Origin of the sequence: Pontibacter sp. JAM-7, from assembly GCF_048548695.2 — a bacterium.
GTDB lineage: Bacteria > Pseudomonadota > Gammaproteobacteria > Pseudomonadales > Balneatricaceae > Neptuniibacter.
This window is the reverse complement of the sequence record NZ_JBLYIF020000004.1, coordinates 226,088-240,926: the sequence shown is the minus strand read 5'-3', so window position 1 is coordinate 240,926 and position 14,839 is coordinate 226,088. Positions and strand designations below refer to the sequence as shown.

The 14,839-nt window shown below is 53.5% G+C and carries 14 protein-coding genes; 12 read left to right on the top strand and 2 right to left on the bottom strand.

From position 1 onward, the window contains the following. Window positions 1–8 precede the first annotated feature (8 nt). The 7 genes from ACFVYJ_RS07340 to ACFVYJ_RS07310 all read left to right on the top strand — a co-directional run bounded on the left by ACFVYJ_RS07340 (window position 9) and on the right by ACFVYJ_RS07310 (window position 8,728). On the top strand, window positions 9–944 hold the full coding sequence (locus tag ACFVYJ_RS07340) for an energy transducer TonB (RefSeq protein ID WP_419414657.1): 936 nt from the start codon (window positions 9–11) through the stop codon (window positions 942–944). Between the two features lie 62 nt (window positions 945–1,006). Beyond that, a complete protein-coding gene (locus ACFVYJ_RS07335; protein ID WP_419414658.1) occupies window positions 1,007–1,579 on the top strand; it encodes a YqgE/AlgH family protein in 573 nt (190 codons plus the stop codon). Between the two features lie 5 nt (window positions 1,580–1,584). Continuing rightward, entirely contained in the window at window positions 1,585–2,061 is a 477-nt protein-coding gene (ruvX, locus tag ACFVYJ_RS07330; protein WP_419414659.1) for a Holliday junction resolvase RuvX, read from the top strand. Continuing rightward, window positions 2,042–2,551, top strand: a complete 510-nt coding sequence (gene pyrR, locus ACFVYJ_RS07325) for a bifunctional pyr operon transcriptional regulator/uracil phosphoribosyltransferase PyrR (RefSeq protein ID WP_419414660.1) — start codon at window positions 2,042–2,044, stop codon at window positions 2,549–2,551. The genes ruvX and pyrR overlap by 20 nt, the downstream gene beginning before the upstream one ends. 18 nt (window positions 2,552–2,569) lie before the next feature. After that, a complete protein-coding gene (locus ACFVYJ_RS07320; protein ID WP_419414661.1) occupies window positions 2,570–3,583 on the top strand; it encodes an aspartate carbamoyltransferase catalytic subunit in 1,014 nt (337 codons plus the stop codon). Beyond that, window positions 3,580–4,854, top strand: a complete 1,275-nt coding sequence (locus tag ACFVYJ_RS07315; RefSeq protein WP_419414662.1) for a dihydroorotase — start codon at window positions 3,580–3,582, stop codon at window positions 4,852–4,854. Before ACFVYJ_RS07320 ends, ACFVYJ_RS07315 begins: the two co-directional genes overlap by 4 nt. A 118-nt stretch (window positions 4,855–4,972) precedes the next feature. Next, the gene (locus ACFVYJ_RS07310) at window positions 4,973–8,728 is read left to right on the top strand and encodes a transporter substrate-binding domain-containing protein (protein WP_419414663.1); all 3,756 of its coding nucleotides are present in this window, start codon (window positions 4,973–4,975) and stop codon (window positions 8,726–8,728) included. Between the two features lie 54 nt (window positions 8,729–8,782). On the opposite strand, the gene ACFVYJ_RS07305 is transcribed toward ACFVYJ_RS07310, so the two are convergent. After that, window positions 8,783–9,946, bottom strand: a complete 1,164-nt coding sequence (locus tag ACFVYJ_RS07305) for a PilT/PilU family type 4a pilus ATPase (protein ID WP_419414664.1) — start codon at window positions 9,944–9,946, stop codon at window positions 8,783–8,785. A 20-nt stretch (window positions 9,947–9,966) separates the two neighbouring features. Further along, on the bottom strand, window positions 9,967–11,001 hold the full coding sequence (locus ACFVYJ_RS07300; protein ID WP_419414665.1) for a type IV pilus twitching motility protein PilT: 1,035 nt from the start codon (window positions 10,999–11,001) through the stop codon (window positions 9,967–9,969). Between the two features lie 83 nt (window positions 11,002–11,084). Here ACFVYJ_RS07300 and ACFVYJ_RS07295 point away from each other — a divergent pair, with 83 nt between their 5' ends. From ACFVYJ_RS07295 to metX, 5 genes are all read left to right on the top strand, one after another. Continuing rightward, window positions 11,085–11,774, top strand: a complete 690-nt coding sequence (locus ACFVYJ_RS07295; RefSeq protein WP_419414666.1) for a YggS family pyridoxal phosphate-dependent enzyme — start codon at window positions 11,085–11,087, stop codon at window positions 11,772–11,774. A gap of 19 nt (window positions 11,775–11,793) precedes the next feature. Beyond that, window positions 11,794–12,621 carry a pyrroline-5-carboxylate reductase gene (gene proC, locus ACFVYJ_RS07290; RefSeq protein ID WP_419414667.1) on the top strand — a complete coding sequence of 276 codons (828 nt, stop codon included), beginning with the start codon at window positions 11,794–11,796 and terminating at the stop codon, window positions 12,619–12,621. A gap of 80 nt (window positions 12,622–12,701) precedes the next feature. Next, complete coding sequence (locus ACFVYJ_RS07285; protein WP_419414668.1) at window positions 12,702–13,244, top strand: YggT family protein; 543 nt, start codon at window positions 12,702–12,704, stop codon at window positions 13,242–13,244. Window positions 13,245–13,248: 4 nt separating this feature from the next. Then, window positions 13,249–13,539 carry a DUF167 domain-containing protein gene (locus ACFVYJ_RS07280; RefSeq protein WP_419414669.1) on the top strand — a complete coding sequence of 97 codons (291 nt, stop codon included), beginning with the start codon at window positions 13,249–13,251 and terminating at the stop codon, window positions 13,537–13,539. A gap of 127 nt (window positions 13,540–13,666) precedes the next feature. Continuing rightward, complete coding sequence (gene metX, locus ACFVYJ_RS07275; protein WP_419414670.1) at window positions 13,667–14,839, top strand: homoserine O-succinyltransferase MetX; 1,173 nt, start codon at window positions 13,667–13,669, stop codon at window positions 14,837–14,839.

Sequence of the window (14,839 nt, the reverse complement as noted above, 5' to 3'; positions counted from 1 at the left end):
AGGGTAGGGTGAGACATGCAGCACAACCAGCCGTATCTGTCGCTGATCGTTTCGGCTTCACCCTGTTCTTTGCTGTCGCCTTTCATGCGCTGATCGTATTGGGAGTGGGCTTCACCGTCGACAAGCCTAAACCGCGCACCACCATCGAAGTCACTCTGGCTCAGCAGCCCAGTGAAATAAGCCCTGAGAAAGCTGACTTTATCGCCCAGGCAGACCAACTAGGCAGCGGCACAGAGCAAAAGAAACACCTGCCCTCTACCCGACAAACCGCTGAGTTTCAGGACAGCCAATCACAGCCACTGGCCGCGCAACAGACACCCCAGCCAACCCTGAACAACCAGTCCAATCCAGACACCATGGCCGAAGCCAGTCCGGGTAAGCAGAAGAACACCACCCCGGCGCGCAGCGGCCAACAAAAAGTGGTCACGACCACCAAAGCCAAGCAACACGCCAGTACCGACCGCAGCAGCCCGGACAAAACTGCCCCACAAGCGGCACCGGGCACCGCCACATCACTGCTGGCACGCAGTCTCGAAATCGCCAGCCTGCAGGCCGATATTAACCGTTTAAATGAACAACTCGCCCGGGCACCTCGGGTCTTGCGCGTCACGACTGCTGCCACTCGGGGGGCCGATTACGCGGCTTACATGGATGGCTGGCGTAAAGAGATCGAGCGCATCGGTAATATTAATTACCCGGCCGAAGCCCGGCGTCAAAAAATGTACGGCAGTTTACGCCTGCTGGTAGCGATTCGCGCCGATGGCACGGTAAAAGATATCGAAATGCTGAAATCGTCTGGCTTTCCAGTATTGGATGATGCAGCGATCAAGATTGTGCGCCTGGCATCCCCCTTCCAACCCTTCCCCGTTGAGATGCGCAAAAAGTACGACATGCTGGAGATCATCCGCACCTGGAAGTTTGAGAAAAAGGCATACTTAGACTAAGCCTTAAGTAACCGGTCTGTTACCGGTTGCCTGTTCCGAGCCAGTCATCAAGGCAGTCTATTATGGCAACCACGTTCCACTCACTACGAGATCATCTGTTGATCTCTATGCCCCATCTGGACGATCTGCATTTTTCCCAGACCGTTACCTATATCTGCGACCACAGCGAATACGGCGCCATGGGCATTGTTGTTAATCGTCCGGTCGGTATCAGTTTGGCCGACCTGTGTGACCACCTGGAGACGCCATGCCCTTCCATTAGCGATCAGCAACAATCCGTGTACTTTGGTGGCCCGGTAAAACCAGAACGCGGCTATGTGCTGCATCAGGCAGATGACCCACGCGAATGGCCTGACAGCTATTTCATTACTGACGAAATCTGCCTGACCACCTCAGTGGAAGTGATTGAGCTGGCAGGCAACGGCTGCTTACAGTCCGGTTACCTGGTAGCCTTGGGTTGCGCAGGCTGGGGGCCGGGGCAGTTAGAGCAGGAAATGGCAGATAACAGCTGGTTAAGCTGTCCGGCAAATTCAGATATACTCTTCCGCATTCCGGCTGAAGATCGCCTTCGGGCAGCCGCTTCGATACTGGGCGTAAATCTGGATCTTCTCTCCGCCCAGGCAGGACACGCCTGATACAGATGAGCAATGAATTAAGTCAGTTGATGGGGTTCGATTTCGGCACCTCCCGCATTGGCGTGGCTATTGGTCAGACACTGACCGGCACCGCCAGCGAGCTGCCCCCTGTTGCGGCTAAAGAAGGCAAGCCCGACTGGGTTCAACTGGACCGTTTGCTACAGGAGTGGCAACCCCAGGGGTTGGTTATCGGCGTGCCGCTGAATATGGATGGCAGTATCAGTGAAATGGCTTACCGGGCACGCAAGTTTGCCAACCGGCTGCATGAGCGGTATAAACTGCCAAGTTTTTTGCAGGATGAGCGCCTCTCCACCCGGGAAGCAAAATCGATCCATTTTGCACGGGGTGGCGGCACTGACTTCAAGCGTCAGTCCGTCGACGGCATTGCGGCCTGCCTAATTCTGGAAAGCTGGTTTCAAAGCACCACTCACATTCCTAGCCACACCCGTTTAGAGGACGTGTATGAGCTCAAGCAGCCTTAACGCAGAAGCCCTGCTCAAACAGGTCGAACAAGACCTGAAAGCATTACTGGCATCTAAAGAGCGCGAAGATCCACTGATGATCGGCATCCACACCGGCGGCGTCTGGCTGGCTGAGCGATTGCACAAGGCACTTAACCTCAACAGTCCAATGGGCGTACTGGACATCTCATTCCACCGTGACGACTTTAATCACAGCGGTCTGAGTATGGGTGGCCAGGGCCAGTCCAGCCAGCTCCCCGTAACAGAGGGGCGTCATGTCCTGCTGGTGGATGATGTCATCATGAGCGGCCGCACCATTCGGGCGGCACTAAATGAACTGTTTGATTACGGCCGACCCGCCTCGGTCACCCTGATTACACTGCTCGATCTGCAACGTCGTGAACTCCCGATTCAGGCTGATGTCACAGGTGGCACTCTGGCACTGGGTTCGGATCAGCAAGTGAAACTCACCGGTCCACATCCGCTGGAACTGGAAATTCGTCAGAAATAATTTGCCTGGACAGCTGCCATGTTTGAACACAACGACCCTAACCAGATTCAGCTTACCCCCGACGGTGAGTTGAAACACTTTATCACTGTGGAAGGCCTGTCCCGCGAACTGCTGACCGAAATCATGGATACAGCCGATTCGTTTGTGGACATGGGCGCGAAACAGGTGAAAAAGGTGCCGCTGCTACGTGGCAAAACCGTGGTAAACCTGTTTTTCGAAGCCTCAACCCGCACCCTGTCCACCTTTGAGCTGGCAGCGAAGCGCCTGTCGGCAGACGTGCTGAATCTGAATATCAGTACCTCATCCACCTCCAAGGGCGAGACGTTAAAAGACACGTTGATGACGCTGCATGCAATGCAATCAGACATGTTTGTCGTGCGCCATTCCAGCAGTGGCGCGGCACACTTTATCGCCCAGCATGTCACGCCGGATGTGGCCGTGATTAATGCCGGCGACGGGCGTCATGCTCACCCCACGCAAGCGATGCTGGATATGCTGACTATCCGCCGACACAAGGGCGACTTCACCCCGCTGACCGTCGCCATCGTTGGTGACATCCTGCACTCCCGGGTGGCGCGCTCCCAGATCCATGCCCTGCGCACTTTAGGTGCCGCCGAAATCCGGGTCATTGCGCCCAAGACCCTGCTGCCTCGGCATATCGAAGCCCTGGGCGTTAAGGTATATACCGATATGCAGCAAGGGCTGAAAGATGTAGACGTCATCATGATGCTGCGGCTACAGAAAGAACGCATGACCAGTGCCCTGCTGCCCAGCGAAAGTGAGTTCTACAAGCTCTATGGCTTGACCGCTGACAAACTGGCACTGGCCAAGCCCGATGCCGTGGTTATGCATCCGGGCCCGATCAACCGCGGCGTAGAGATTGCCTCTTCCGTTGCCGATGGTGAACAATCACTGATTCTGGATCAGGTCACTAACGGTATCGCCGTGCGCATGGCCGTGATGTCCATGGCGATGAGCGGCCAGACCAAATGCCGAATGGAAACAGCAGAGAATACCGAGACGAATCTATGAGCATTCTGATTCAGGGCGGCCGTATCATTGATCCCGCCAGCCAGACCGATACCATCGCCGACCTGTTAATTCAGGATGGTCGGATTGCCGCCATCGGCACTGACCTGCAGGAACAAGTTGAGCAGGTGATTGATGCCAGCGGCCAGATTGTCTGCCCCGGCCTGGTGGACCTTTGCGCTCACAGCCGCGAACCTGGCCCCTCTCAACGCGGCTCAATCAAAACCGAATCCAACGCCGCAGCCGCCGGTGGTATTACCACCATGATCTGCCCGCCAACCACTAACCCGGTGGTCGACAGTCCAGCTGTCGCGGAGTTAATTAAGGACCGTTGTGCAGAAACCGGCATCACCCGCATCAGACCCATGGGCGCACTCACCAAAGGTCTGGAAGGTGAACAACTGGCTCCCCTGTATGCTCTGGCCGCTTCCGGCTGTATTGCGTTCAGCAATGCCCGCCATGCGTTTGCCAATTCGCAGGTGCTGAACCGGACGCTGGAATACGCCGCCACCCATGACATGCTGGTGGTATTTAATCCAGAAGATGCTGCCCTGGCAGAGGGTGGTTGCATGCACGATGACACTACCAGCACTCGGCTGGGCCTGAACGGTATCCCAAGTGCCGCAGAGACCATCGAAGTTGCCCGCTGTCTGTTACTGGTGGAACAAACTGGCGTACGTGCCCACTTCGGCCAGATCTCTTGTGAACGTTCAGTACAGATGATTGCCGATGCCCGCGATCGCGGCCTGCCCGTAAGTGCCGATGTCGCCATTCAAAACCTGCTACTGGTGGATGAAAACGTCAATGGTTTCAACAGTGCCTTTCACCTGCAGCCACCACTGCGCAGCCAACTGGATCGCGCCGGCCTGATTCAGGGGCTTATCAGTGGTGCCATCCAGGCAATCTGCTCCAACCACCACCCCCTGGAACGGGCCGCCAAAGAAGCCCCGTTTGCCAATACCGAACCGGGCATGACTGGGTTAGAAACCTTGCTATCGCTGTCCCTGTTACTGGTAGAGCAACAGATTCTGGAGCTACCGCAGTTAATTGAAAAACTCACCCTGGCACCGGCCACCATTCTTGGTCTTAATGCCGGTACACTGAGTATTGGCAGCACCGCTGATATCTGTATTTTCAACCCAGACATGAGCTGGACCCTTACCCCGGAGACATCACGCTCCCGTGGCAAGAATACGCCATTCATGCATCACCCTCTGCGTGGCAAGGTCACCCATACCCTGCTGGGTGGACAGCCCGTTTTCAACCTGCAATAGCGGCAACGGCAGATCATGGCTTAAATGCCTTAAGCCATGATCTGCCTAGATGACATACGACTGATTAACCCCTACACTTTGTAAACGTTTACATCTATGGACTGGACATATACGTTTAATGACTGGAATATCAGGCCGCCTGCGGCAGCTATTTTCGTTGGCGCTAATACTATTCTGGATTTTCACCACCTCAACCGCAGCCGCCGTTACGGCTAAACCGACAACTGGCATTACGCTGGATCTGTCGCCTGCGGAACAGCAGTGGATCGCAGAGCATCCGGTAGTCAGAGTTGCCTTTGACGGCAACTACGCACCCTACAGTTTTCTGGACGATGACGGTCAATTTGCCGGTGTAACCACAGATATCACCCGGGAGTTGTTCAAGCGGGCCGGTATAACACTCAAAGTCTACCCTGACGGTCAGTGGAACAACCTATATAACGCAGCGCTAAAGCGTGATGTGGATGTGATTGCCACGCTGGTCAAACGCCCAGGCAGGGAAGCGTGGTTCAACTTCAGCCGCCCCTACCTTTCCCTTAGCCAATACATCATCACCCGCAAACAATCGTTACATGAATTTAATAGCAGGCGTGATCTGGCCGATCGTCGGGTCGCGATGGTGAGCGGTTATTCCATGGCCGAAGTGGTACTGCAAGAGTACCCTGACATTGAACCCGTATTTGTCGATACTCTGGAAGCCGCTCTGAAAGCCGTCGACCAAGGCAGTGCCGATGCCACGATTGCCGACATCGGTATGGCGCACCAACTTGTGCGCCAAAACAACCTCGACAATCTGGCTTATGCGATTTTGTATTCAGCGGACCAGTCACGTCAGGCCTTTGGCGTACGCAATGACTGGCCAGAGCTAGTCAGCATCCTGAATAAAGCACTTGCCACACTGCAAGATCAGGAGTTACTGAATATTTATGCCCGCTGGACCCTGCCAGACATCCCACAAATCAGTAATAACCTGTTCGGTCTCGCACCCCGATTCAGTGAATTCCAGAAACTCTGGTTAGAAAAGCAACCCGCGATCAAAGTTGGCGTAATGCAGTCATGGCCGCCGATTAACTACCTGAATAGCCGGGGTGAAGCAGACGGGATCGGAGCCGATTACCTAAGGGAAGTCAACCGTATGCTGGGCGGCAAACTCACCCCTGTGTACGGTGACTGGCAGCAACTTTATGAGGATTTTGAGCAGGGCAAGGTAGACGTTTTAATGGACCTGACACCAACCGCCGAGCGTACGCGTCAATTCCTGTTCAGCCGCCCCTATCTTGATATTCCCCATGCCCTGGTAGCACGTAAAGATAGCCCGTTATTGCATAGTGAAGCCGACCTGAAAGGTAAAACACTGGCGTTAGAAGAGGGCTTTGGCAACGTCAAATACTTTAAAACCCAGCTCCCTAGTGTCGCGCTAAAACTCTTCCCTACTACCCGCGATGCGCTGAATGCTGTGTCCAGAGGGGATGCCGATGCCTATGCTGGCAACCGCGCGGTTGCTATGCATATTATCTCACGCGAACTGATCTCGAATTTACGGATTCATAACGACCTGCAAAAAGAAGGTTCCGTACTGGCCTTCGGTGTGCGTAAAGACTTACCCATGCTGGCGGATCTTATTAATCAGGCACTGGCATCTATCACACCTCAAGTAAGAGAGCGTATTAACCTACGTTGGATCGGCATTGGCAAAAGTTTTGTCGAAGCCAACCTAACCGCTAAAGAACAGGCCTGGCTGGCAGCACACCCGGTCATTAAACTGGCCTCGGATATGAGCTGGCCACCCTATGAAAGCATTGATAAATCAGGCAACTATCAGGGGGTCGCAGCTGACTACATCAGCCTGTTAGAAACCCGGCTTGGCATCAAGTTCGAGACATCTCCCGCACTGCCGTGGAAACAGATTACCGAGATGGTACAAGATCGCCAGCTGGACCTGTTTCCCGCCGCAATGAAAACACCTCAGCGGCTGACCTATGCCGACTTTACCCGACCCTATATTTACTCACCGATGGTCATCGTGACCCGCAAAGAAGTCGGATATATAGAAGACCTCGCAGCGCTGGGTGATAAACCCATAGCAATAGAAGCCGGCTATGCCTCGTATGATTTATTAAACAAGAGCCCTCTGCAGCTCAACCTGCAACCCCACCCGGACAGCCTGACAGCCATGTTGGCTGTGTCCAGTGGGGAAGCCTATGCCTATGTAGGCAATATCGCCACGCTGGGCCAGTTAATGCAGCAGTCAGGCATCACCAACCTGAAAGTATCCGGACAAACGCCCTACCAGTTTGAGCTAGCCATGGGGGTTCGTAATGACTGGCCTGAGCTGACCTCTATCCTGCAAAAGACTCTGGACAGTATTACCGCCGAGGAGAAACATGCCATTTTACGTAAGTGGATGGATATCAATCTTGAGCCAGAACTGGATCTGACCTACCTGTGGTATATCGCTGTTACTGCCATCGTAATCGCGATAGTGAGCCTGCTGTGGAATTTCTCTCTCAACCGAAAAGTGCGGCACCGCACGGCACAACTAAACTATCAGGCACGCTACGACAGCCTCACCCTCCTGCCAAACCGAACCCAGGTGTTAGAGCAGCTTCAGCGGCACTTACAACCCACCATAGGCAGCAAAACGCCGCTGGCGGTGCTGTTCATTGACCTGGATGACTTTAAAAAGATCAATGACACCCTGGGTCACGAAACCGGTGATCAGGTCCTGGTTCAGGCTGGCCATAGACTGAGAGAAACCATCCGTGATTGCGACAGCGTAGGCCGCCTTGGTGGTGATGAATTTGTCATCTTGCTGTTTGATCTGGTGCAGGCCGATGATGCAGGCAAGGTAGCGGAAAAACTGCAACAGTTATTCATCCAGCCATTCCGCATCTCAGACCGGGAGCTGATCCTCACCTGCAGCATTGGTATCGCTATTTACCCTGCCGACGGCCAGGATTCATCTGAGCTGCTACGTAACGCCGATACCGCGATGTATCACTCGAAAAAGCAGGGCCGCAATACTTATTCTTACTACACCACAACCATGAATCAAAAGGTTCACCGCAACCTCGAACTGGAAGAGCAAATGCATGGTGCGCTAGAGCGCGGTGAATTCTATCTCTGCTTCCAACCTCAGATTCGCTCAGCCGATGGTCAGGTAGCGGGATTTGAAGCCCTGTTGCGCTGGCGTAATCCGGCGCTGGGTGACGTGTTCCCGGATGAGTTTATCCCGATTGCAGAGCACAACGGCATGATCGTGCCGATCGGTAAATTCGTGCTACAGCAAGGCCTGTCGGTGCTGCGCCGCTGGCAGGTACGCTACAACCGCCAGTACACACTGGCGGTCAACCTTTCTCCACGCCAGTTCCGTGATACCCGCCTGATTAGCTGCATCGTTGATACGCTGAAAAGTACTGGCGTATCCAGCCAATCACTTGAACTCGAAATCACCGAGGGCGTGCTGCTGAGTGGGATGGCATTTGTTGGTGAAACCCTGCAGGCAGTAAAAGACCTGGGCGTACTCATTTCGATGGATGACTTCGGCGCCGGCTACTCTTCGTTAAGTTACCTGCGTAACTACCCCTTCGATAGCCTGAAAATTGACCGTGAATTTGTGCAGGATATTACCGATGATGTCTCCGACCTTAATCTGGTGCGGGGCACCATTGCGATGGCACACAGCCTGAATTTAAAAGTGGTCGCTGAAGGAGTTGAGAATCAAGCACAAGTCGACTTGCTTACATCACTTAATTGCGACTATCTGCAGGGCTATCACTTCAGTAAACCGCGGCCTGAATCTGTCATAGCGAAATGGCTGGAAGCCGAGCACGAGGCAGCGTTGAATACTAGTCCATACCCCGCCAATAACTAACAAAAAAAGCCGGCACACAGGCCGGCTATTGTTATATTGCAGCTAACTGCAGAATCAGAATTTATTAAATTCCTCTTCTTCATCCTCGTCCAGATAATCATCCTCACCCTGCAGCGAGAACATCGACTCTTCCTGAACACCCAGCTCTGGGTTGGTATCGGCACTCAGTTTAATCAACAGACGCAAATCATTGGCAGAATCAGCATGCGCCAATGCAGCTTCATAGGTAACCACACCATCCCGGTACAGCTCAAACAGCGACTGGTCGAAGGTCTGCATACCCAGGTTAGTGGATTTTTTGATTACCTCTTTCAGTTCATGCACTTCACCCTTACGGATCAGGTCCTGCATCAACGGCGTATTGATCAGTACCTCAATGGCGGCACGTCGGCCTTTGCCATCCTTAGTCGGCAGCAACTGCTGCGCCACAATAGCTTTAAGGTTAAGCGACAGATCCATCCACAGCTGATCATGGTTGTCTGGCGGGAAGAAACTGATAATACGGTCGAGCGCCTGGTTGGCATTATTCGCGTGCAGGGTCGCCAGGGTCAGGTGCCCGGTTTCAGCAAAGGTCAGACCATACTGCATGGTCTCCTTGGTTCGAATCTCACCCATCAGGATAACGTCAGGTGCCTGACGCAGGGTATTTTTCAGTGCCACACCGAATGAATCTGTATCCAGCCCCACCTCACGCTGAGTGATAATACTCTGCTTGTGATCATGCACGTACTCGATAGGGTCTTCGATGGTGATGATATGGCCGCGATGGTTGGTATTACGGTAATCAATCATCGATGCCAACGAGGTAGATTTACCCGTGGAGGTACCACCTACAAACAGAATCAGACCGCGCTTGGTCATCGCCAGATCCTGCAAAACAGGTGGCAAATTCAGCTCTTCAAGGCTCGGGATATAATCACTAATCTTACGTAACACCATGCCGGCAGCATTACGCTGAAAAAATGCCGAGACACGGAATCGACCCAAGCCCGGCGCGCTGATGGCAAAGTTACACTCCTTGGTGCCTTCGAACTCTGCCAACTGTTTGTCATTCATGGTGCTGTAAACCAAAGCCCGCGCCTGAGAAGGTTTCAGCGGCTCCTTGGTCATGGGTTTCAGTGTGCCATCCAGCTTCAGGGTTGGCCGGGCACCGGCGGTAATGAAGAGGTCGGATGCGTCCTTCTCCACCATCACTTTCAATAACTGCGTAAAATCCACGCTACTCTCCTTTTATCCCGTCAGAAGGCTTTCGGGTTCTGAGCTTTCTCACGTGCGGTTTCACGCGAAATCTGCCCTTTACTGACCAGCTCGGCCAGACACTGATCCAGAGTTTTCATACCAAATGCCGACCCGGTCTGAATGGCCGAGTACATCTGTGCCACTTTATCTTCACGGATCAGGTTACGAATTGCCGGGGTACCAATCATAATCTCATGGGCGGCACAGCGCCCCCCCTGAGGCTTTTTCAACAACGTTTGGGAGATGACCCCCTGCAATGACTCGGACAGCATAGAACGCACCATGGTCTTCTCTGCAGCCGGGAACACGTCTATAACACGGTCAATGGTCTTCGCTGCCGAGGTGGTATGCAACGTACCAAATACCAGGTGACCCGTTTCAGCCGCTGTGAGCGCCAGACGAATCGTTTCCAGATCTCGCATTTCACCCACCAGAATCACATCGGGATCTTCACGCAGCGCAGAACGCAGCGCATTAGCAAAACTGTGCGTATCACGGTGTACTTCACGCTGGTTAATCAGACATTTTTTGCTCTGATGGACAAATTCGATAGGGTCTTCAATGGTCAGAATATGGTCCGGACGCGTGTCATTAATGTAATCGACCATCGCCGCCAGGGTGGTACTTTTACCGGAACCGGTAGGCCCCGTCACCAATACCAGGCCACGGGCCTTCTCTGACAGATCCCTGAAGACCTGACCCATACCCAGGTCATCCATGGTCAACACATTACTGGGAATGGTACGAAATACCGCGGCAGCACCACGGTCCTGGTTGTAGGCGTTAACACGAAAGCGGGCCGTGCCTGGAATCTCAAACGAGAAGTCGGTTTCATAGACTTCTTCATATTCCTTACGCTGCTTATCGTTCATGATGTCGTAAATCAGACCATGAACTTGTTTATGATCCAGGGCAGGGAGTTTAATACGACGCACTTCCCCGTCCACTCGAATCACAGGTGGCATGCCGGCCGAAATATGCAGGTCGGAGGCATTCTGCTGTACGCTAAAGGTCAATAATTCGGTAATATCCATAACGATCCTGTAAGCCGGTACTACTGCTAAACAATTCATTTCTAGCAGATTGGGCTAAGCAATCCAATTGCCAGAGAGCAAACATGCAAAACATTGCAGACAATCTCGCCACAATTCAGCGCCAAATTCATGCAGCAGAAGCTGCCGCAAACCGTCCAGAAGGCACGGTATGTCTACTGGCAGTCAGCAAAACCCAGCCTGCAGAAACTATCCGCGAAGCCTTTGCTGCAGGGCAGCGGCAATTTGGCGAAAATTACCTGCAAGAGGCACTGGATAAGATCCAGCAACTCTCCGATTTGGAGATCCTCTGGCACTTTATCGGCCCGTTGCAATCAAACAAGACCCGAAAAGTGGCAGAAAATTTCTCCTGGGTACATAGCATCGACCGTTTAAAGTTAGCACAACGCTTGTCCGAACAGCGTCCGGCCCACTTGCCACCACTACAGCTGTGTTTACAGGTCAACATCAGTCAGGAAGCCAGCAAAGCTGGCTGCTCCCCAGAGGAAGTACCTGAACTGGTACGCGCGATTCATCCACTGCCACAGATAAAGTTACGCGGCCTGATGGCAATCCCTCAGGCTGTTGCTGATCCTGATCAGCAGCGGCAAGCGTTTCAAGCCCTGCGGGAGTTGTTACAATCCCTGCAACATGAATACCCTGATATGGACACCTTGTCGATGGGTATGTCCAGCGACATGACAGCAGCCATCACTGAAGGCGCCACCATCGTCCGTATTGGCACTGCAATTTTCGGCGCGCGCCAAGCACGCTAACAAAGTTCGGGAGTTACCTTTGAGCACACAACCTGTTTTAGCATTTATCGGCGCTGGCAATATGGCCCGGGCCATTATTGGCGGCCTGCTAGCCAACCAATACCCGGCTGAGCGTATCTGGGCAACCGAACCGGATGCCGAAAAACTCATCGACCTGGCCGACCAAGGACTGCACACAAGCACTGACAACCTTACAGCGGTTACCGCAGCCGACGTGGTAATTCTGGCGGTGAAACCTCAGGTCTTGAAAACAGTGGCTTGTGACCTTGCACCGGCGGTACAAACCCGCCAGCCATTGATCATGAGTGTAGCGGCAGGTATTAGCAGCACCAGCCTACAGCAGTGGCTGGGCGGCAACTGTGCCGTGGTACGCTGCATGCCAAATACCCCGGCACTGGTTCAAACGGGAGCCAGCGGTCTCTATGCCACCGATAACGTCAGCCCGGATCAACGCATTCTGGCAGAACAGATTATGGCGGCCACCGGCATCAGTCTGTGGGTCGATACCGAGTCCCAGCTGGATGCTGTCACCGCCGTTTCAGGGTCTGGCCCCGCTTATTATTTCATGGTGATGGAAGCGATGATTGCCGCCGGTGAGCAACTGGGCCTGAGTCCGGATGTCGCCCGTCAGCTCACGCTGCAAACCGCACTGGGGGCAGCCAAGATGGCCAATGCCAGCGAATTTGATCCCGCCGAACTGCGCCGCCGGGTAACATCACCGAAGGGCACCACTGAACAGGCGATCCGCTGCTTCAGCGAAGATCAGTTGCCCGCCATTTTTGCCCGGGGCATGCAAGCCTGTCATGACCGCTCTGAAGAACTGGCGCGGGAACTGGGCGATGACTAAGCAGTCCTACAGACTGTCATCCATACCATATAAACTCTATACTCTTAAGCCTAACTCGCTGTTTTAGTACGGGAATCGTCATGCAACAGGATCCAGTCAACTTTCTCATCACTGTCCTTGGCCAGATGTATGTGTTTATTGTGGTCATGCGCTTTTTATTGCAGGTTTCTAACGCTGACTATTACAACCCCATCTCGCAGGCAATCGCCAAACTCACCAACAAACCGGTGTGGCCACTGAGCCGGGTACTGCCTAAAGTTGGTCGGCTGGATATCTCAGCACTGGTGCTGGCCCTGCTAGTAAAACTGGCAGTCATTTTGTTGCTGGTGTTATACAACGGCAGCGGCTTGCCACACCCACTGGGCATTCTGATTTACGCATTGGTTGGCGTGTTGGACACCATCCTCACCATCTATTTCTGGGCAATTCTGGGTGCCGTGATTATTAGTTGGGTAGCACCCGACAGCTACCACCCAGGGCCACAACTAATCCAGCAGATCACTGAACCGCTGTTCTCCGTGGCGCGCAAAGTCATCCCGCCGATCGGAGGTCTGGATCTGTCACCAATTCTGATCATCATTGTGATCCAGTTGATTCAGTCCCAGCTGGGACGGTTACTGTAACGGCATGCCCTGGTGTACGTGGCAAGGAGCAGACCTACTGCTCCAATGTCACCTGCAGCCCAATGCCAGTCGGGATGAGTTTTGCGGCCTGCATGGCGACAGCCTGAAAATTCGCATCAAGGCACCGCCAGTAGACGGCAAGGCAAACACTCACCTGGTGAAATACCTTGCCAAACAGTTTGGTGTGGCTAAAAATGCAGTTACCATCGTCAAAGGTGAGCTGACGCGAGAAAAACGCGTTAAAATCAAAACACCACAAAAGATTCCAGACGTTTTAGAGATAGAGATACCCTGACGTGATCACGTACACCCACAATGTTTCCAGCTGTTTGTTAATCCTGTACGAGATGTGATGCTCGATCATCGCTGCAACCAGTGCAGCCAATGTTCCCTGTGTGCCTCCAGAGAAGCCGAGTATCAACATGCCAGATGTAATTCCTGAAGATTCTGTAGGTCTGGTTCAACCCCAGACCATTCACTTTGATGAACCGTTGCAGCTCAGCTGTGGCCGCACCCTGAATCAATATGATTTGGTGGTGGAAACCTATGGCAGCCTCAATGCCGATGCATCCAATGCCATTCTGATCTGCCATGCACTGTCCGGTAACCACCATATTGCCGGCTATCACAACATGGAAGATGCCAAGCCCGGCTGGTGGGACAGTGCCGTAGGGCCCGGCAAGGTGATAGATACCAACCATTTTTTTGTTATCGGCCTGAATAACCTAGGCGGCTGTCACGGCTCTACCGGCCCCAATCAGATCAGCCCTGAAACCGGTCAGCCGTACGGTCCGGATTTTCCCATCGTGACCGTAGACGACTGGGTAGAGAGTCAGGCGCGGCTGGCTGACCATTTCGGCATCCAGCAGTTCGCCGCCATCATCGGTGGCAGCCTTGGCGGTATGCAAGCACTGCAATGGTCAATCAATTACCCGGAACGGCTGCGACACTGCATGGTGATTGCCGCCGCCCCTCGATTATCGGCACAGAACATTGCCTTTAACGAAGTCGCCCGCCAGGCCATTACCCAGGACACCCAATTTCACAACGGCCACTATTACGCACAGGACACTGTGCCTCGCGTGGGGCTGATGCTAGCCCGTATGCTGGGACATATTACATACCTGTCCGATGACGGTATGCGGAATAAATTTGGCCGTGAGATGCGCTCCGGTAAATTGAATTTTGATTTCACGCCGCAATTTGAAGTGGAGTCTTACCTGCGTTATCAGGGTGAGCGTTTCTCAACCGCGTTTGATGCCAACACCTACCTGCTGATGACCAAGGCTCTGGACTATTTTGACCCCGCTTCACGCTACAACCATGACCTTGTCGCGGCGCTGAAAAAAGCCCAGGCCAAATTTATGGTGATCTCCTTCACCTCTGACTGGCGCTTTGCACCTGAACGCTCACGGGAAATTGTCGATGCTCTGGTGGCCGCTGATAAACCCGTCAGCTATGCAGAAATCGATGCCCATCAGGGACATGATGCATTCCTGCTGCCGATCCCCCGCTATCTGGATGTGTTTGCCGCATATATGGAACGGGTAAAGGCCGACACACCAATCCACAACACACTGGCAGAGGAGGGTTGA

Excerpts from the sequence above, each read along its gene's own strand:
- ACFVYJ_RS07320 (WP_419414661.1), top strand. The coding sequence starts at position 2,570 with ATGTTTGAACACAACGACCCTAACCAGATTCAGCTTACCCCCGACGGT.
- ACFVYJ_RS07335 (WP_419414658.1), top strand. The coding sequence starts at position 1,007 with ATGGCAACCACGTTCCACTCACTACGAGATCATCTGTTGATCTCTATG.
- ACFVYJ_RS07285 (WP_419414668.1), top strand. The coding sequence starts at position 12,702 with ATGCAACAGGATCCAGTCAACTTTCTCATCACTGTCCTTGGCCAGATG.
- metX (WP_419414670.1), top strand. The coding sequence starts at position 13,667 with ATGCCAGATGTAATTCCTGAAGATTCTGTAGGTCTGGTTCAACCCCAG.
- ACFVYJ_RS07310 (WP_419414663.1), top strand. The coding sequence starts at position 4,973 with ATGACTGGAATATCAGGCCGCCTGCGGCAGCTATTTTCGTTGGCGCTA.
- pyrR (WP_419414660.1), top strand. The coding sequence starts at position 2,042 with ATGAGCTCAAGCAGCCTTAACGCAGAAGCCCTGCTCAAACAGGTCGAA.
- ACFVYJ_RS07315 (WP_419414662.1), top strand. The coding sequence starts at position 3,580 with ATGAGCATTCTGATTCAGGGCGGCCGTATCATTGATCCCGCCAGCCAG.
- ACFVYJ_RS07295 (WP_419414666.1), top strand. The coding sequence starts at position 11,085 with ATGCAAAACATTGCAGACAATCTCGCCACAATTCAGCGCCAAATTCAT.
- ACFVYJ_RS07280 (WP_419414669.1), top strand. The coding sequence starts at position 13,249 with ATGCCCTGGTGTACGTGGCAAGGAGCAGACCTACTGCTCCAATGTCAC.
- ACFVYJ_RS07300 (WP_419414665.1), bottom strand. The coding sequence starts at position 11,001 with ATGGATATTACCGAATTATTGACCTTTAGCGTACAGCAGAATGCCTCC.
- ruvX (WP_419414659.1), top strand. The coding sequence starts at position 1,585 with ATGAGCAATGAATTAAGTCAGTTGATGGGGTTCGATTTCGGCACCTCC.